Raw genomic sequence first — 17499 nt, 5'->3', positions numbered from 1 at the left:
AGAAAAAAGCCTGACAAAAAGTGTCAGGCTCTCGTATTAAGAAGGAGATGAATATTGATGATATTCAGCCAACTTAATGAACGTTTTTTCATCCTCAATTAATCCGCAAACGCCGCACTGGACTTTGATTTTCGGTCCTTGATAGTTCATGTGAAAAGGAGAAAGCTGATCTCCTTCATATGTTTCGACAATAGCTCCAGTTGCTGGATCAAGTTTTACAGGTTCTGAATGCTGCTCGATGAGATTAAAACGCGTTCTGTTGGTTTTGCAGTTCGGACAAAGATATGGACTTGTCATGGTTCATTCCACCTTTTTATCCGTAGCATGTCCTCCACGCTAAAATCTATGCTTAATCCTTTTGACTTTTATCCAGCTTTTTAAATAATTTGATCATCGTTTTCAGTTCTTCATCCTCAAATGATTCAAATCGTTCCATGAAGTATTCTGTTTTCTTTTTCTCAAAATGCTCAGTAATTTCCTTACCCTTATCGGTTAAGTGGATTTTGATGATGCGTCGATCCTCTTTTGAACGGATACGAGTGATCCAGCCTTTTTCTACAAGTGTGTCGGTTACAGCTGTAATATGGCTTGCTGATACACCGAGAATTGAGGCGAATTCCGTTACTTTTTTTGCGCCTTGTTCACGCAGCAGATTTAAAATGAGAAATTCATTCCGAGATAATTCGTTTTCAAGCAGGCTGTTAATTTCATAACGTATTTGCTTAAATACGGTTCTCAGTAAAGTATCCATTTCATACATCATTTGTTTTCTTTGTTCCAATCATTAAACCCCCATTATATTTTAAGATACGACAGAAAGCTTTCTTTTGTTTTTAGGTATACAAGTCGTATCATTTTCATTATTTTTTATCATGTTATAATATGATGATACCATTTTTTAAATGAAGGGGGCACTAATATGTCTGAAAAACAAGAATTAGCCACATTTGCTGGAGGCTGTTTCTGGTGTATGGTTAAACCTTTTGATGAACAGCCAGGCATTATCAAAGTTGAATCAGGGTATACTGGCGGACATACAGTGAATCCAACCTATGAGGAAGTATGTACAAATACGACAGGCCATAGAGAAGCCGTTCAAATTACCTTTGATCCAGACATTTTTCCGTATGAGAAGCTATTAGAACTATATTGGCAGCAAATAGACCCAACAGATGATGGAGGACAATTTGGTGATAGAGGAGAGTCCTACCGTACAGGGATTTATGTTCACAATGAAAAACAAAGGCAACTTGCAGAAACATCAAAAGAGCAGCTGAGCCAAAGTGGAGTTTTCCAAAAGCCAATCGTGACAGAAATTTTAAAGGCTAGTCCTTTTTATCCTGCTGAGGAATATCATCAGCATTATTATAAAAAGAACAAAATGCACTACGAACGATACCATGTCGGTTCGGGCAGAGCAGGTTTTATTCAATCTCATTGGAGTGATAAATAATGGCTAACGAAAAAGAGCAGCGCATCAAAGAATTAAACCGAATGCAGTACGAAGTGACGCAAAATAATGGAACTGAGCCGCCATTTCAAAATGAATTTTGGGACCATAAGGAAGAGGGCATTTATGTAGATATCATTTCAGGCAAACCATTGTTTTCTTCTTTAGATAAATTTGATGCCCATTGCGGCTGGCCAAGTTTTACAAAACCGATTGAAGATCAAGAGGTAGAAGAGAAAGTAGATACGAGCCATGGCATGGTGCGGACTGAAGTTCGCAGCAAGACGGCCGACTCTCACCTTGGTCATGTATTTCCTGACGGCCCAGGGCCAAACGGTCTTCGGTATTGTATTAATTCTGCCGCTTTAAAGTTTATCCCGAAGGATGATCTTGAAAAAGAAGGCTATGGTCATTTGAAACACATCTTTCAATAATTGATTTAAAAAATCGTCACATGGAAGTCAGCTGCTTCCGTGTGACGATTTTTTTATTTTTTATGGTGGGTATGATGTAATTGTTCAATGATGTGAAACAGTTTCTCTTTTGTAATGAGCGGTGCTTCGTTCGATGTGTAATGGGTCAAATGGACTTTTTGAAAATGAGGGTGAAGATGTGGTCTTGGTAAAATGGCGTAAAATTGTTCATGTTCAAACAGTGCATCTGCCTCGTGAGGGAATGTGAGCTCCTCGTGAAGTTTTTCTCCAGGTCTTTTGCCGACAACGAGAATATCAGGAGAAGGAACGTTGATCTGACCGGCATATTCATGAAATGCTTTCAATAGATCAGCCAGCTGTAATGACTCCATCTTGAGAATAAACGTTTCGCCGCCTTTCATCATGATAGCTGCTTCAAGCGTGAGAGATACAGCTTCTTCGATAGACATAAAAAAGCGTGTCATCTTAGGATCAGTTACAGTTAGAGGTTGTTCATTTAACAACTGTTGAAGCATGATGGGGATGACGGAACCTCTTGATCCAAGCACATTGCCAAACCGGACAGAGCAAAACCTCGTTTTCTGATTTGAAATACTTTCATTCGCTTGAAAAAACAATTTTTCTGAAATTAATTTTGTAGCTCCCATGGCATTTGTCGGAGAAACCGCTTTGTCGGTTGAAATGTTGACAACATGACTGACTTCATGTTCAAGTGCTGCTTCGATGACATGCTGTCCGCCGATGATGTTGGTTTGGACAGCTTCAAACGGATTATCTTCGCAGGTGGGTACTTGTTTGAGTGCAGCTGCATGGAAGATGATATCTACCCCTTTGACAAGCTGCCTGACGCGGCTTGCATCCCTCACATCTCCAAGTGCAAATACAACCTCTGGATGCGCCGCATATTCATTTTTCATCATGTATTGTTTACTGTCATCTTTACTGAAGACAATGACCTTTTTAGGAGAGCAGGCTGTTAATTTTTTCACAATCTGCCGGCCAATCGAACCCGTACCGCCTGTGACCAAGATGATTTTGTCACGAAAAAAGGTCTTCAAACTCGTTTCTATTTGTTTGGACATATCTAATCCCCCAACTCTCATTTCTCTACTTTGCATCATATGTGAAAGAGAGGAAGACGTTTGAGGAAAAGAACCACTTCATGCATAAATTAGGTGAACCAATTATAACCATCTGCTTGACGACTTAATAGAATATGTAGAGATAGAAGATTAAGTAGAATAGCGAGGCACCTGAAGACTTCAGTACGGCGATCAGTTCAGCTCTCAGAATGTATTCACTGATACTGAGCTGCGCGAGGGGAGAAGATCATACATGTATAGGGGAAATCGTATTTTAGCCATGATCCCAGCTTTTAGCAGCAAGCAGGGGCATCATGCTGAACACATTCGCGTATTGGCGGAGCGGCCGCTAATCTATTGGACCATTCAGCCATTATTACAAATGATTGAATTAGATGAAGTCATCGTATCTTCAGAGGATGTGAATACTCAAATCATTTCGTCCCACTATGGAGCAAATGTCATTGAACTGCCAAGCACACATGTGACGGAACAAACACCTTCTTTAGTAGCTGTGAAGCATGCACTTGCTTATTTAGAACGAGAGGGAAAGACGTTTGATATTGTTTTGTATTTGCATCCAGCATCACCACTAAGGCAGACGGCAGATATTGAGAACTGCTTGCAGCTTCTAGTAGAGGGAGGATATGATTGTGCGGCTTCTTTTACAGAGGCGTTAGAAAATCCAAATGAAACTTGGACACTTCATGACACCAATGAAGCCAGCCTGTATAAGGACAATCATTATTTTTTTGTACCAACTCAGGAGCACCCTTATACGTATGGACGTTTAAATGGAGCTGTCTATGCGTTTCATGTTCCATATGCAAAAGAATGCATTCATTCCTTTTTAGAAGGATCTGTTGGTGCATATATGATGGATCATGCGCAATCGCTTGTTGTGAAAAGTGAGGAAGATCGGAAAAAGGCAGAGAAGATTTTATTGGCTCGACAAGATGCAGAAGGAACGGCATAAGATGATGGCAATTAGAAAAAGCGCCCGGTCATAGGGCGCTTTTGACTATTTCATAAAGTCTGTATGGCAGCGTATCAAATGTGTTCCAGCGAACGACTTGCTCGTAATTGTTCTCTGCAACCGATTGTCTTTGCTGAGGGTTTGTTACATAGTGCTCGACCTGCTCAATCAAATCGTTTTCATGTGTGTAAAAAGCGAAGCTTGAAAATGCCTGTGACGGTTGTAGATCTGTCAACTGAAAGCCTCCGCTTGCAGCGATATCAAATGCTCTGTTGTTAAGACTCATATTTTGAACATTGGCTTTGTTTTGATTATAGGCAAATTGCGCGGGCCTGTGCGGATTCAGAACAATGGCTGATGTTTGATAGATGTCTGCCATCTGCTCGGGACTCAGCCAGTGGGTCATCAGTGAGAGATCACGATATTGTCTGCGTGATTTATTCAACACGCGATGCCACTCTTTTCCTGCTACGAGAATGCGCCATTTGTTTTGATGTAAGAGTGTATCGATGGCTTTGATACGGTTTGGATAAGGGTAGCCAATGAGTGCAATGTCATAAATGCACGATTCATGTGGTGATTCTTTTTTCTGAAATACGTGTGTATTGGTTGGAATGGGAAAGTAGTGCGCGTGATCAGCGCCCATTTGTTTGTAAAATGACAAAGCACCTTCGTCAATCGTTAAGATCAGCTGTGCATCACTTACGCATGCAGCTGACACATCTATATAAAAAGGGTCTTCTGTCATCCACAGTACAACGGGGATCTTTTCTTGTTTGAATTGATGAAGCAGTTCTGTTGGAATATGATCACCGATCATCATGAAAACAAAATCCGGAGAAAATGTCCGGATTTTGTGCATATAAGCGGGTAGAGTTTCCCTTTCCACCTTGATGCATGAAAAGGGGGAATCAATGAAGCTATCTTCTATCCATTGATCAAACATCCGATAGATTCCACCGTAGCCAGAGCTGATATAAAGAAGCTTCATGATGGCCCTCTCACATTAAGATGTGAACGTAACACTTTCTACTTTATCTACATCTAATAGAGTCGTTGCAGAGCCTGTAGGTGTCACAGAGCTTTCTTGTGTGACGAAAACAACACCTGTTGAAGCATCGAATGATACGAATTGAACGGGTCCGATTAAGTCACCTGAGTCCATGACAATGCTAATGACTGTTCCAGGTGCAAGTCTTGCAAAAATCCATCTTGCTGGTTGAGATACGTCGAGTGTTGTAGCAGAATCTGAAGGTGATGCTTCAGCTGCTACCTCACTAAATAAATCGTTCAATTTTTCTTCCACTTGAACTCCTCCTTCTTCGAGATTAACTGTTAACGCATGACTAAGCGGTTTGAAAAACAGCTTTAACAGCTCTTTTTTTAATTCGGCACGCTTTTCGCTCATGTTTTCCCCATCCTTTCTTCATCCATTCAAACACACCACTATGTATATGCCGTTCTCTTTTTTTGGTATAAGCAGAATGCTCATTCCTTGTTCTTTTTTCATTTAATGACTTCACACATTTTTGAAAAATGTTTTCAAATGCTGATGCTAAATGAAGTGATCCTCATACTCTAGTAAAGATCAAACGAGAAGAAAGAGGGAATCTGAATGGAATTTGAACAACTATTAAATGGCTGGAACGAAGAATTACTAGAAACAGAAGGAATACTTGAAGTTGTGTTGATTATACTTCTTCTTCATCTTTTAGAAGAAAGTGAGGAAGGGAGTGCGTCAGAGATTAAAGAATTGCTACGCCCATGGCTTGAGCTCGGCATTCCGCTGCCGCGTGTTCATTTAGTCAATGGAGATGTGCTGCAAAACGTGGTTGTCGCACAATTGTTTGACTCAGTAGCAGTCTTTAAAAATGCGACAAATCAGCTAAGAGTAAGTGTTCCTTATGTGAACATTGTCAGCTGGGGGGCTTTTTAATCTATTTAAAAAAGGATAATGGTCATGAAAGTATCAGTGATATTAACAAGCTACAACAAACCTGATTTCATTGAACGTGTGCTAAAGAGTGTGGTAGAACAAACGTATCAGCATTGGGAGCTTTTGATCATGGATGATGGCTCTGAACAAGAAACGATCCAAAAGATGCAGCCTTATTTAGTGGATAAGCGCATTCAATTGTATTCTCATCAAATTCATCCTGCAAACCGGCTGAAGACTGTACGTTATGCAACGCTAATTAATGAAGCATTAACACGTATAACAGGTGAGCTGGTTTGTTATGTAACTGATGATACAGTCTACAGAAAAGATCGTTTAGAGAAAATGGTCGAGGTTTTTCAATCGAAGCCTCACATAGATATCGTCTATTCCTCGCAACGTGTCGTGCATGTGAATCAGCATTTGGTGGAAACGGCGAGCTTCGTTCGAGAAGCAGATCAAGTGTTGGAGCATGCATCCTTTCAAGTCGACCATTGCTCTGTTATGCATAGAAGCCGGCTGCTTTCGTTTATTCATGAAAAATACGGACAATACTGGGCCGACGAACCAAAACATTGGCATCATGCTGACTCTGTGTTTTGGATGAGACTGAATCATTTTGCTGCGTTCTTTCCATTACAAGAAGTACTAGATACCACATATAAAACGCCACAATCATTCCATCATATGTTTTCGAGTATGCCCTACGATTTAATTGACGGAACTGTGATTGAAAGAGATGGCGATTATTATCAAATCGCTCACGGATGTCTTCATCAAATTGACAAGCGCTGGGTGAATGAAAAGAACAGGCGTGCGATTCGTGTTCCTTCCTTATGTACGATGAAATATGAAATGAACGAGCCGCTGACAGTCCCAAATTATACAGTCGTCACCGCAGATAACGGCAGAACATTTTATTATATTGAACATCAAACAAAAAGACGGTTTGCTTCAAAACGTGATGTGCAATATTTTCAGTTTCACCAAAAGGAGATATACACGGTCACAAAACACCAGCTGGAGACGTTTAAGGATGGCAAGATCATTCAATTATCTCCTATATTCAGCCCGCCAAATAGACGGCTGTTTAAATGGAAACAAGATGTCTATTTATTTGTGCATGATACCTTTTGCCGAATTGTCCCTGAGGTAGTGAAAATATTTGCGTTTTACCATCAGCCAATCAAACTACAACCTTCTCAATTTGCATTTTTTCAAGAAGGAAAGCCAATTGTGCCGCTGTATATGGAGTCACTTCAGGAATTTGACTTGTCTCTTTATCAGATGTCAGGACGAAAGCACTCCTCCTAAGAGGGGTGCTTTTTTTCGAATTGACGAAAAAAGCAGGAGATCGACAGGAAAAAGCGAAACGTGAAAAGGATAGGGGAACACGTTGAATATCATCAAGCCGCTGGAAATTGGGCAAAACGTGCCGGATTTTCGGCATAGAAAGTGAGGGGGAAATAGTGGGGAAGGTTGTCGAAAGAGCGGATTGGTTTGAATTAATTTTAGAAGCCATCGATGAAGCGATTCACGTTGTAGACGATCAAGGGGTCACCATCTTTTATAATCATAATGCAGCGAAGTTCGACTGTTTAGCGAAAGAAGAGGTGATTGGCAAGTACATACTGGATGTGTATCCTTCATTAACTGAAAAGACAAGTACACTCATGCATGTACTTAGAACAGGAAAACCCATTTATCATTCTTTGCAAACCTATTTGAATAAAAATGGAGAAAAAATTGAGACCGTCAACACCACACTGCCGATTATAGAAGGCAGCAAGTTAATTGGGGCGGTAGAAGTAGCGAAGGATGTGTCGAAGCTGTCAGCGCTTTCGAATCGTTTAGATCAAAAAAAACGAACGGATGGTGCCGCGGAGACCACTCAAATGCTCGATTTTTCTTCATTTTTAACAAATGATCCACACTTAAAAGAGATGCTGGAGAAAGCGAAAAAAGCTGCTGCATATCCTTCATCGGTTATGGTCTTCGGGGAAACTGGGACAGGAAAAGAGGTACTCGTACAAGCGATTGTTCATGCATCTGATCGGAAGGATCAAGTCTTTATCCCGCAAAACTGCGCTGCTCTTCCAGAATCGCTGCTTGAAAGTCTTTTATTCGGGTCTGTCAAAGGAAGTTATACGGGCGCAATAGATCGCAAGGGGCTGTTTGAATTAGCAGATGGTGGTACGCTTTTTCTTGATGAGCTGCAAGCGATGCCGCTTACGCTTCAAACAAAATTACTGCGTGTGTTAGAGGATGGTGTTGTCCGCCGGATAGGTGATGCAAAGGCGGTTCAAGTAAATGTCAGAGTGATTACTGCCCTCAATATCGACCCATTTGAAGCCGTTAAAAAACAAATGTTAAGAGAAGACTTATTTTATAGACTGCATGTGTCATCATTTCATATCCCGCCGCTTCGCACAAGGAAGCATGATATCCAGTTGTTATCCCGCCACTTTATTCAAACGTATCATCAGCAATTTTCTAAAAACGTCAACCGCCTTTCAGAAGAAACTGTCCAAGTATTTATGGCCCATCAGTGGCCAGGGAATGTCAGAGAATTAAAACATACGATCGAGCATGCCGTCTTGATGATGCCAAAGGAAGCAGAAGAAATCACCCCAGCATATCTCCCTGCCCATTTGCGGACGCATCAGATAGAAAGTCATCCGCCAGAGTCCTCATTAAAAAGTCAAGTGACGTCATTTGAACAAACGCTGATTCAAGAAGCTTTAAGACAGCACGCAGGGAATATTAAGCAAACGGCAGCCGCTTTAAAAATTCCTCGACAAACATTGCAGTATAAACTAAAAAAATATACAGATGCCGAAAAGTAGGCACTTCAAACAGGTGAATGTGACGGAAAAGCTCCTTTTCTAAAGAATAGGGGCATTTTCCCATGTTGGCACATAACTTGCATAGTATAAAGTGAATGCTGATAGGGGGAATGGATATGAATCAAAAACTGTATCAACCTGCGCGACATTGGAAGGACATTGAACTTTGGAAGGACGTACCCGAGGAAAAGTGGAACGACTGGATTTGGCAGCTGACGCATACGGTCAAAACGCTAGAAGATTTAGAAAAAGTCGTGAACTTAACAGAAGAGGAAAAAGAAGGGGTGAAGATTTCCACGAAAACCATTCCACTCAACATAACACCCTACTATGCCTCACTGATGAATCCAGACGATCCAAGATGCCCAATTCGTATGCAGTCTGTACCAATTGCAGAGGAGCTTCATAAAACAAAATATGACCTCGAAGATCCGCTCCATGAAGATGAGGATTCACCTGTTCCAGGTTTAACGCACCGCTACCCAGATCGTGTGCTGTTTCTTGTCACAAATCAGTGCTCCATGTACTGCCGCTATTGTACGAGAAGGCGCTTTTCCGGTCAGATCGGGATGGGCGTGCCGAAAAAGCAATTAGATGCCGCCATTGGATATATTAGAGAAACCCCTGAAGTGCGGGATGTGTTAATTTCAGGCGGTGACGGGCTGTTAATTAATGATCAAGTGCTTGAATACATTTTGAAAAACTTACGAGACATTCCTCACGTTGAAATCATTCGAATTGGAACACGTGCACCGGTCGTGTTTCCGCAGCGAATTACAGATGAATTGTGTGAGATTTTAAAAAAATATCATCCTGTTTGGCTGAACACTCACTTTAATACAAGCATTGAAATCACAAAAGAAGCGAAAGAAGCGTGTGAGCGCCTTGTCAATGCTGGCGTCCCTGTTGGTAATCAGGCGGTGATCCTAGCAGGAATTAACGACAGTGTTCCAATTATGAAGAAGCTGATGCATGATCTCGTCATGATTCGCGTCAGACCTTATTATATTTATCAATGTGATTTATCTGAGGGGATCGGCCACTTTAGAACACCGGTTTCAAAAGGCCTTGAAATCATTGAAGGCTTAAGAGGACATACGAGTGGTTATGCCGTGCCAAGCTTTGTTGTAGATGCACCAGGCGGAGGAGGTAAGATCACCTTACAGCCAAATTATTTATTATCTCAAAGCCCAGAGAAAGTGGTCCTGCGTAACTTTGAAGGTGTGATCACCTCTTATCCGGAGCCAGAACATTACGTCGCCGGCCAAGCAGATGCGTATTTTAATGAAATCTATGAAGAAAAGAAAGAACCCGCCATTGGCATAACTGCTCTATTTGAGGATGAAGCAAGATCCTTTACGCCTGAAAATTTAAGCCGAATGAAACGAAGAGAGTCTTATGAAACGAATCCTGCACATGATACGCTCAAAAACAAACGTGAAAAACGAGATGAATTAAAAGAGAAGAAATATCAAGCCCAGCTCAAAAAAGAACAAACCGTAAAGGAGGAGAAATAACGTTGCTGACATGTGATTGGTGTGAGGAGAAGAAAGCGAACGCAGGACAGACCACAGTCTATTGGGAACTCATCACGGGCACACAATCGATTGAGATTTTGGAAACGCCTTCGATTTCTTGCACGCATTGCGGGATGACGTATCAGAAGGATGAGACAGTAAAAGAGATAGAAGATCAATTAATTTTAGTCGATCAAACAAAACTTCCAGAAAAAATCTTATATGAAGAATTAATGAGCATGGAGCGGTTATTAAAGCGTAATTACTTTGATTTTTCTTCATAAGTTGTACCTCCGCCTATACAAGTCATCAAATTCCTGTATAATATAACAACAAAATAGAGTGTCGCGGAGGGAAAAACAGGTGAAGTCGTTTTACCATTATTTAATGAAGTATAGACATCCAAAACCGAAGGATGAAATCAGTCATTTTGCAAATGCTGCTTATGAAGATCACAGCTTTCCTAAAGCATCCACTGATTATCATGAGCTATGTGCCTATTTAGAGTTAAATGGGGACTATTTAAGCTCCATGACGACATTTGATGAGGCTTTTGAGCAATACGAAGTAGAAGTCAAAAAAAAATAACACACACACAACCGCTTGTTCCGTATGGAAGAAGCGGTTTTTTCATGAAGAAATAAAATGGCGTTTTGCATGGTGTGGTTGCCCATGCAGAATTCCTTGCGCCGGCATACGATACGTTAAGACCAAAAGTCGGGCAAGGGGGAGACAGAATGAAGGCGAAAGCACCAAAATATAAAGTAGGGGATATTGTCGTCGTTGTCATGTACGGCACAGTTGGAACGATAACAAAAGTCCATCAAATTGACCAACATTATCTATATGAGGTCAATCATAATGAGGTGCTTTATTTTGAAACATCACTCCAGCTTTACGATGAGTACGACGGGGTGATTGTAGATACAGAAAAGCTGGACATTGAATATGAGTTCCTCATTGGCGATGTTGTATATGTAAAGGATTACGGGAAAGAGCTATTTAAAATCATTGGCCATCGGACTGAGATATGGCGCTACCTTGAAGATGGCTGGGAAGATGTCATTTATGAACTGACAAGGTTAAAAGACGGAGAATGGCTGGAAACAGAAGAAGAAGACTTGACGCTTGTCCTAAGAAAATATGAGATGGATCAGTTTGTTCATCAGCTTCTTTTTGTGCATTACGTTGGAGAAACCTCAAAAGAAATAGAGGAAGATATGGTGCAAACCGCTCTATTACAGTTAGAAGAGAAACAAGAAAGCGAAGCATCACTAGAATTTCTCGCTGTATCTATAGTGGATGAGCTTCTTGATATTTACAATGATTATAAAATTCTCTATGAATTTTTCAAAGACCCAGAATATAAGGATATGATGGACTTTATTTTGGAAAGTTTAAACGAGCATTTTGGTTAAAAGAAGACTTGTCCTAACACGAATAAAAAGTAAGGAACACAGAAAAAAGCAATCACATAAAACCATCCCCTCAAGATACGGCCCATCACCTGATCAAAAGTATGTCCATCTAAAATGCTTAACCATTTCATTGCCTCATGCCCCTTTTCTTTTCGTTTACTGCATTTATATGTATGGAATGAGCCATTATGACAAACTGTAATAAAAATAAGGCGACGTTCATACATCATAAAAAAGGAGGCGGAAAGCAATGAAAGAAGCAGATTTGGTGATTGATACAGAGGAAATTGCAGAATTCTTCTACACGGAGCTGGTCAAAAGAGGGTACATACCATCTGAACTGGAAACGTTTGAGCTTGCCGATATTACATTTGAATATATGCTGAGGAAAGCAATGATAGTTGAAGAAGAGGCGTGGTAGGCACTATACTTTGAAGAGATTCTGAGTAGAAAGGGAGGGAAATTGGTTCGCGTGTATGTCATCATTTTTTTCCTTTTGTTTGGCGCCATCGCAGCGCTTATGGTGTCTGGCATGTTCCAGGAGTTGGACAACCAGATCATCTTATCGTTTGAAAACATCAGACTTCCTTTTTTAAATGATGTCATGCTGACTTTGACTGACTTTGACTGACTTTGGTATCAGTGCGCTGCTTGTCCCAATCATGCTCATCTTTAGCGTGGTGCTGTTTATGTATAAACGCTACCACTCTATTATGCTGCTTTTTCTACTATATATAGCAGAAAAAACGGTCAATCATGAACTGAAAGGACTGTTTGCTAGAGAGCGTCCAGCCTTTGATCATCTAGTGAATGAGACCTATTACAGCTTTCCGAGCGGTCATTCTATGAATGCAGCAACGATCTATCCATTTATCGCCTATCTATTCATTGAAATGGTTCCGTGGCTGAAAAAGAGACAAAAAGCAGTCTACATGGTGACAGGGTGCTATGTGCTGATGATCGGCATCAGCAGGATGTATATCGGTGTTCATTATGTCACTGATGTAGCAGGGGGCTTTGCGATAGGACTAGCTTTATTTCTCATATGTAAAAAGATTGACGAAAAATTGTCTGTCATTCGACAAAAATAGAAGAAGGAAATTCATAGATCCCAGCCAATTTTATATAAAAGGGGAGGGATTTGAATGCAATTGACGTTGAGATTTTTTCAAAAGAAACCTTCAGCTTATCACTTAACCATCTACCAAACACCTGAATATGGTGCAGAAAGCGGACATCAGCCTGTGTACCGGACAAAGATTGGCGGCAGGACACACCTTGATGTACTGGAAAAAGCATTCTCGACATTTAATGTACAAGATACAGTCCCTAATGATTACAATGCACGGTTTATCACAACAGGGGATATCGTTGTGATTGATGACCAGAAAAAAGGGAAGTGCTACTACCAGCTCTTTCCGGCAGGATGGAAACGCAGTGAACGCCTAATGACGATGAGTTAAATATAAACGACGATGCCAGCTTTACTTTCAGCTGGTATTTTCTTTTTTGAACGCAATCGTTTATAATAAATGGGACTAAACACATGTTAAACGTAAGTGGAGGCTAAAAAATGAGTGTACATATTGGAGCAGAAAAAGGACAAATTGCAGAAACGGTATTGCTGCCAGGCGATCCGCTTCGTGCGAAATATATTGCAGATACATACTTAGAAGATGTTGTGTGCTATAACGAAGTGCGCGGCATGTATGGTTATACTGGAACATATAAAGGAAAACGCATTTCTGTACAAGGTACTGGAATGGGCGTACCGTCTATTTCGATCTATGTGAATGAGCTGATCCAAAGCTATGATGTTCAAAACTTAATCCGTGTTGGCTCTTGCGGAGCGATCAAAAAAGATGTCAATGTACGTGACGTTATCTTAGCTCAAACATCATCAACAGATTCTCAAATGAACCGTGTGGCATTTGGACCGATTGATTACGCACCATGTGCTGATTTTGGTTTACTGAAAAAAGCCTACGACACAGCAGAAGCGAAAAATGTAGCTGTGCGTGTTGGGAATGTATTTACAGCAGACCAGTTTTATAATGAAAAACCACTTGAGCTGATGGACCAATATGGAATTCTAGCGGTCGAAATGGAGACAACGGCTCTTTATACGCTTGCTGCAAAATTTGGCAGAAAAGCGTTGTCGATTCTGACAGTGAGCGATCATGTGCTAACAGGAGAAGAAACAACTGCTGAAGAGCGTCAAACGACATTTGACGAAATGATCTTAATTGCACTAGATTCTGTTTTATAATAGTATAAAGGGTGTGCTACGATGTAGCGCATCTTTATTTTTTTAGTAGAGCAAAAGGAAGGTATGTCATGAAGAAAAGCTATAAAATACTCTCAATCGCATCGATTCTTGGTTTGACGGCCGCATTATCAGGCTGCCAGTTGCTGGATCAGAAAAGCGGTACCACTGAATCTAACAAAACAAACGAACAAAAGAACGCAGCAAGTTCATCATCCCAGCAAAACTCAAACGATACGGCAGATTCATCTAATCAAGAGCTGACGTTAAAGAGTGAATATTTCAATGACATCAAGGTAGTGAGCGGACTGAAGACCATTCAAAACCCTGAAAATGTGCTTGCTTTAGTGAACAAAGAATATGCACTGCCAGGAACCTATAAACCTTCTGATCTCGTTGTACCAAAAGTGGAATTCTCTTTTTCAGAGGATATTGAAAAACGATATATTCGAAAAGAAGCAGCGGAGGCACTTGCGAAGTTATTCAAAGGTGCTAAAAAGGAAAACTTTGAGCTAGCTGCAGTATCTGGCTATCGTTCCTATGACCGTCAAAAAGTCATTTTTGATAGTGAAGTGAAACTAAAAGGGAAAGAAAAAGCCCAAGAAGCCGTAGCCTTACCAGGCGAAAGTGAACATCAAACAGGTTTAGCTATGGATATTTCCTCAAAAAGTGCCGGCTTTGAAATCTCTGAAAAATTTGGTGAAACACCTGATGGTAAATGGGTAGCCAAAAACGCTTATAAATATGGCTTTATCATCCGTTATCCAAAAGGGAAAGAAGACATCACGAAATATGAATATGAGCCGTGGCACTTGCGCTATGTAGGGAAAGAAGCTGCAAAAGCGATGCATGATCATGATTTAACTTTCGAAGAGTATATGAATAAAGTGAAGAAAATATAAACAAATAAAAGGCCTCCCGAAGCTGGGAGGCCTTCTTTTATACGCCGTTTTAAAAAAAGAACAAACCTGCTAAAGCGAAGCCGGTAATAAAACCGAGACCGATGCCATAAGCTGCACCCCAGCCATAATAACCTCCGTAATATCCATAACCAAAGCCCCCGCGGGACCCGCCGACTGGCCGGATATAAACTTTGCGGTTTGACACCCGCTCAATACGTCCAACATGTACTCTGCCATTTCGATCAGTAATTCTAGCTACTTTCCCCATATGCTGCTGACAAAGTTTATAGTAGCGCTCCATGTTTTTCCTCCTTATGACAAACTCTTTTCACTCTTATCCTATGCGAAAGACTTCATAGAGTTTGGACAAAACATATAGGAGATTCGCTCATTTTATACTGTACATTCAAATACAAGGTGACTCAGGTGTTCTCGGTGTGTTTGAATCAGGTCATAGTGTGTCTGCAATGTATCATAAAGAGAAGGTGGTATTTGATCTGATAATTCCATTTCGGTCGGCTCTTCCTGCACCATGTGTTCATCAAATGAGAGAATCTGAATGTCACGGAATCCTGCGGACGCTAACTGTTTTTTCCATTCAGGAAATGAAAAGAGGGAGTGAAACCCATAAAACTCCCGAATGGTTGCCTGTTCTTTTGAGGGGAGCGGCACTTTTAACACAGCCTCATTTGCGATCAATTGCTTTCCAGGAGCAAGCACCCGTTTGATCTCAGCAAGCGCAGCAGGTAAATGGGTGAAACTTAAAACAGATTCACTGATCAGTAGAGAGAACGAGTCATCTGAAAATGGCAGGTGTTCGATCGATGCTTGCTGTGCACGGAAAGGTAGTTGTTCCCGCTCGAATCGCAGATTGGCTTTTTCAATCATCAAAGGGTGTGTATCAATCGCCTCTACTTCATAACCTAAATGTCCTAGATAGGCGGCTGTTTGTCCTGTGCCGCATCCAACATCCAGTATACGATCGTCAGACGCCAAGTGAAGATGCTCAATCATCGTTTTTGTTAGCTCAATTCCGCCAGGATGGGCACCTGATACACCAAAATAGGCAAGCATTTCTACATAGTCACTCATGGAATCCCTTCTTTCTTTATCATGTTTCTCTCTAAAGATTATGCATTGCAAGGCGAAATGGCTTATCTTTTCAAATAGAAGTTTGATCCTTTGGTTGACGGATGAAGAATCGTCCTTGATAATAATGAAAGGAGATAAAGGTGGTGTTTTTTTGAAAAAACAATTCAAGTTCGTGATAGCCATTCTGGTGACAGCAGCGCTTTCCTCAGCGATTACATTTGTGATCACAAAACAAGGTGCTGTCAGCGTTTCAGGAGATGAGAAGTTTAGTAAACTCATGGCTGCATATACGAAGGTAAAAAACGAGTATTACGAAAAAACGGATGATCAAAAACTAGTAGACGGTGCGATTCAAGGAATGATTGCATCACTTGATGATCCATACTCTACATATATGGATCAGGAGGAAGCCGAAGGGTTTAACAACACCATTTCATCTTCATTTGAAGGAATTGGTGCACAAGTAGAAGAGAAGGATGGACAAATTTTAATTGTCGCACCGATTAAAGGCTCTCCTGCTGAAAAAGCTGGTTTGAAACCTCATGATCGTATTTTAAAAGTGGATAGTAAAAGTACAAAAGGCATGTCAGTGAATAAAGCCGTTTCTCTTATCAGAGGGAAAAAAGGAACGGATGTCAAACTGCATTTGAACCGACAAGGTGTTGGAAATGTGGATGTCACGATCACAAGAGATACGATTCCACTTGAAACGGTGTATGCAAAACTAACAAAAGATAAAATAGGCGAAATCCAAATCACGTCTTTTGCTGAAACCACGTCTAAAGAGTTAGATAAAGCGATTGATGACCTCGAGAAAAAAGGGGCAAAAGGTTTTGTCATTGATCTGAGAGATAATCCAGGCGGCATTATGACAGAAGCAATTGAAATGAGCAATGACTTTATCGATAAAGGAAAAGTCATTATGCAGGTTGAGGAAAAAGGAAAGAAACAAGTGTACAAAGCGGAAAAAGAACGCAAAGTTCATCAGCCGACAGTTGTTCTTGTAAACGGCGGTTCAGCGAGTGCTGCTGAAATCATGGCGGCAGCTCTGCACCAATCCTCTAGCATTCAACTTGTTGGAGAAAAGACATTTGGTAAAGGGACTGTTCAAAATGCGCAAAGCTACAATGATGGTTCTAGTGTGAAATTAACCATTGCCAAGTGGTTGACACCAGACGGGTCTTGGATTCACAAAAAAGGAATTGAGCCACAGGTGAAAGCATCTCTGCCGAGTTATGCGAAGCTGCCATACTTAAGTCCGAAAAAGACGTATCAACTGAATGATGATGGAGATGAAGTCAAAGCGGCTCAAAAAATGTTCCAAGCGCTTGGCTACAAAGCAAAAGCCAATGGAGAATATGATCAAGCATTCCAGTCGGTCGTGAAAAGTTTCCAATCAGATCACGATCTGAAGGCTGATGGTATTCTGACAGGGGACACAACGACGGTACTGATGACAAACATACAAGATAAGCTCAAGAAAAATGATACGCAAATGAAAAAAGCCATTGAAGTGTTGAAAAAAGAAATGAAATAGAAAAAGCAGTCCTCATCAGGGGACTGCTTCAAATTGTTGACAA

At 40.8% G+C, this 17499-nt stretch carries 23 protein-coding genes and 1 pseudogene; 16 read left to right on the top strand and 8 right to left on the bottom strand.

From position 1 onward, the window contains the following. Positions 1–36 precede the first annotated feature (36 nt). Together NST09_RS10005 and NST09_RS10000 are read right to left on the bottom strand one after the other, a co-directional pair. The gene (locus tag NST09_RS10005) at positions 37–297 is read right to left on the bottom strand and encodes a hypothetical protein (protein ID WP_008346413.1); all 261 of its coding nucleotides are present in this window, start codon (positions 295–297) and stop codon (positions 37–39) included. Positions 298–349: 52 nt separating this feature from the next. Beyond that, a complete protein-coding gene (locus NST09_RS10000; protein WP_041091282.1) occupies positions 350–781 on the bottom strand; it encodes a MarR family transcriptional regulator in 432 nt (143 codons plus the stop codon). Between the two features lie 138 nt (positions 782–919). On the opposite strand from NST09_RS10000, the gene msrA reads away from it, so the two are divergent. Together msrA and msrB are read left to right on the top strand one after the other, a co-directional pair. Further along, positions 920–1453: a peptide-methionine (S)-S-oxide reductase MsrA gene (msrA, locus tag NST09_RS09995; RefSeq protein WP_116307026.1), complete on the top strand. Its 534-nt coding sequence runs from the start codon at positions 920–922 to the stop codon at positions 1451–1453. After that, a complete protein-coding gene (msrB, locus tag NST09_RS09990; protein ID WP_007500777.1) occupies positions 1453–1884 on the top strand; it encodes a peptide-methionine (R)-S-oxide reductase MsrB in 432 nt (143 codons plus the stop codon). Before msrA ends, msrB begins: the two co-directional genes overlap by 1 nt. A 53-nt stretch (positions 1885–1937) precedes the next feature. On the opposite strand, the gene NST09_RS09985 is transcribed toward msrB, so the two are convergent. After that, positions 1938–2966, bottom strand: a complete 1029-nt coding sequence (locus NST09_RS09985; RefSeq protein WP_017359692.1) for an SDR family NAD(P)-dependent oxidoreductase — start codon at positions 2964–2966, stop codon at positions 1938–1940. Between the two features lie 253 nt (positions 2967–3219). Between NST09_RS09985 and NST09_RS09980 the strand changes: the two genes are divergently transcribed. Beyond that, entirely contained in the window at positions 3220–3942 is a 723-nt protein-coding gene (locus tag NST09_RS09980; protein ID WP_017367462.1) for an N-acylneuraminate cytidylyltransferase, read from the top strand. A gap of 28 nt (positions 3943–3970) precedes the next feature. Here the strand turns inward: NST09_RS09980 and NST09_RS09975 are convergent, their stop codons facing one another. Together NST09_RS09975 and NST09_RS09970 are read right to left on the bottom strand one after the other, a co-directional pair. Further along, positions 3971–4765, bottom strand: a complete 795-nt coding sequence (locus NST09_RS09975; RefSeq protein WP_342492982.1) for a DUF3880 domain-containing protein — start codon at positions 4763–4765, stop codon at positions 3971–3973. A 183-nt stretch (positions 4766–4948) separates the two neighbouring features. Then, positions 4949–5350, bottom strand: a complete 402-nt coding sequence (locus tag NST09_RS09970) for a hypothetical protein (protein WP_007500770.1) — start codon at positions 5348–5350, stop codon at positions 4949–4951. Positions 5351–5557: 207 nt separating this feature from the next. Between NST09_RS09970 and cgeC the strand changes: the two genes are divergently transcribed. From cgeC to NST09_RS09935, 7 genes are all read left to right on the top strand, one after another. Then, on the top strand, positions 5558–5878 hold the full coding sequence (gene cgeC, locus NST09_RS09965; RefSeq protein ID WP_342492981.1) for a spore maturation protein CgeC: 321 nt from the start codon (positions 5558–5560) through the stop codon (positions 5876–5878). A gap of 18 nt (positions 5879–5896) precedes the next feature. Next, positions 5897–7192 (top strand): glycosyltransferase family A protein, encoded by a 1296-nt coding sequence (locus tag NST09_RS09960; RefSeq protein WP_017367460.1) that lies wholly within the window; start codon positions 5897–5899, stop codon positions 7190–7192. A gap of 155 nt (positions 7193–7347) precedes the next feature. Beyond that, a complete protein-coding gene (locus NST09_RS09955; protein ID WP_159145764.1) occupies positions 7348–8724 on the top strand; it encodes a sigma 54-interacting transcriptional regulator in 1377 nt (458 codons plus the stop codon). Between the two features lie 116 nt (positions 8725–8840). After that, the gene (gene ablA, locus NST09_RS09950) at positions 8841–10241 is read left to right on the top strand and encodes a lysine 2,3-aminomutase (RefSeq protein ID WP_342492980.1); all 1401 of its coding nucleotides are present in this window, start codon (positions 8841–8843) and stop codon (positions 10239–10241) included. Positions 10242–10243: 2 nt separating this feature from the next. After that, the gene (locus tag NST09_RS09945; protein ID WP_008346437.1) at positions 10244–10525 is read left to right on the top strand and encodes a YokU family protein; all 282 of its coding nucleotides are present in this window, start codon (positions 10244–10246) and stop codon (positions 10523–10525) included. 79 nt (positions 10526–10604) lie between these two features. Beyond that, the gene (locus tag NST09_RS09940) at positions 10605–10829 is read left to right on the top strand and encodes a YozE family protein (RefSeq protein WP_003215834.1); all 225 of its coding nucleotides are present in this window, start codon (positions 10605–10607) and stop codon (positions 10827–10829) included. A gap of 149 nt (positions 10830–10978) precedes the next feature. Beyond that, positions 10979–11659: a hypothetical protein gene (locus NST09_RS09935; RefSeq protein ID WP_008346441.1), complete on the top strand. Its 681-nt coding sequence runs from the start codon at positions 10979–10981 to the stop codon at positions 11657–11659. Here the strand turns inward: NST09_RS09935 and NST09_RS09930 are convergent. Then, complete coding sequence (locus tag NST09_RS09930) at positions 11656–11790, bottom strand: hypothetical protein (RefSeq protein WP_017359686.1); 135 nt, start codon at positions 11788–11790, stop codon at positions 11656–11658. The two genes, NST09_RS09935 and NST09_RS09930, sit on opposite strands and share 4 nt — an antisense overlap. 119 nt (positions 11791–11909) lie before the next feature. Here NST09_RS09930 and NST09_RS09925 point away from each other — a divergent pair, with 119 nt between their 5' ends. The 5 genes and pseudogenes from NST09_RS09925 to NST09_RS09905 all read left to right on the top strand — a co-directional run bounded on the left by NST09_RS09925 (position 11910) and on the right by NST09_RS09905 (position 14827). Then, entirely contained in the window at positions 11910–12080 is a 171-nt protein-coding gene (locus tag NST09_RS09925) for a YozD family protein (protein WP_017359685.1), read from the top strand. Between the two features lie 51 nt (positions 12081–12131). After that, a pseudogene (locus NST09_RS09920) lies at positions 12132–12750 on the top strand (phosphatase PAP2 family protein). A 54-nt stretch (positions 12751–12804) separates the two neighbouring features. Next, on the top strand, positions 12805–13122 hold the full coding sequence (locus NST09_RS09915) for a hypothetical protein (protein WP_007500756.1): 318 nt from the start codon (positions 12805–12807) through the stop codon (positions 13120–13122). Positions 13123–13232: 110 nt separating this feature from the next. Then, on the top strand, positions 13233–13928 hold the full coding sequence (deoD, locus tag NST09_RS09910; RefSeq protein ID WP_342492979.1) for a purine-nucleoside phosphorylase: 696 nt from the start codon (positions 13233–13235) through the stop codon (positions 13926–13928). Positions 13929–13996: 68 nt separating this feature from the next. Beyond that, the gene (locus NST09_RS09905; protein WP_007500752.1) at positions 13997–14827 is read left to right on the top strand and encodes a M15 family metallopeptidase; all 831 of its coding nucleotides are present in this window, start codon (positions 13997–13999) and stop codon (positions 14825–14827) included. Positions 14828–14876: 49 nt separating this feature from the next. Here the strand turns inward: NST09_RS09905 and NST09_RS09900 are convergent, their stop codons facing one another. Further along, complete coding sequence (locus NST09_RS09900) at positions 14877–15128, bottom strand: hypothetical protein (protein WP_008346452.1); 252 nt, start codon at positions 15126–15128, stop codon at positions 14877–14879. 92 nt (positions 15129–15220) lie between these two features. Next, a complete protein-coding gene (locus NST09_RS09895) occupies positions 15221–15919 on the bottom strand; it encodes a class I SAM-dependent methyltransferase (RefSeq protein ID WP_035703277.1) in 699 nt (232 codons plus the stop codon). Between the two features lie 151 nt (positions 15920–16070). Here NST09_RS09895 and NST09_RS09890 point away from each other — a divergent pair, with 151 nt between their 5' ends. Beyond that, the gene (locus NST09_RS09890; protein WP_017367455.1) at positions 16071–17456 is read left to right on the top strand and encodes a S41 family peptidase; all 1386 of its coding nucleotides are present in this window, start codon (positions 16071–16073) and stop codon (positions 17454–17456) included. Positions 17457–17499: the final 43 nt, after the last annotated feature.

This window comes from Bacillus sp. FSL W7-1346 (genome assembly GCF_038593335.1).
Lineage (GTDB): Bacteria > Bacillota > Bacilli > Bacillales > Bacillaceae > Bacillus > Bacillus altitudinis.
Note: the sequence above shows the minus strand (reverse complement) of the source record. Positions and strands in the feature narration are given on the sequence as shown.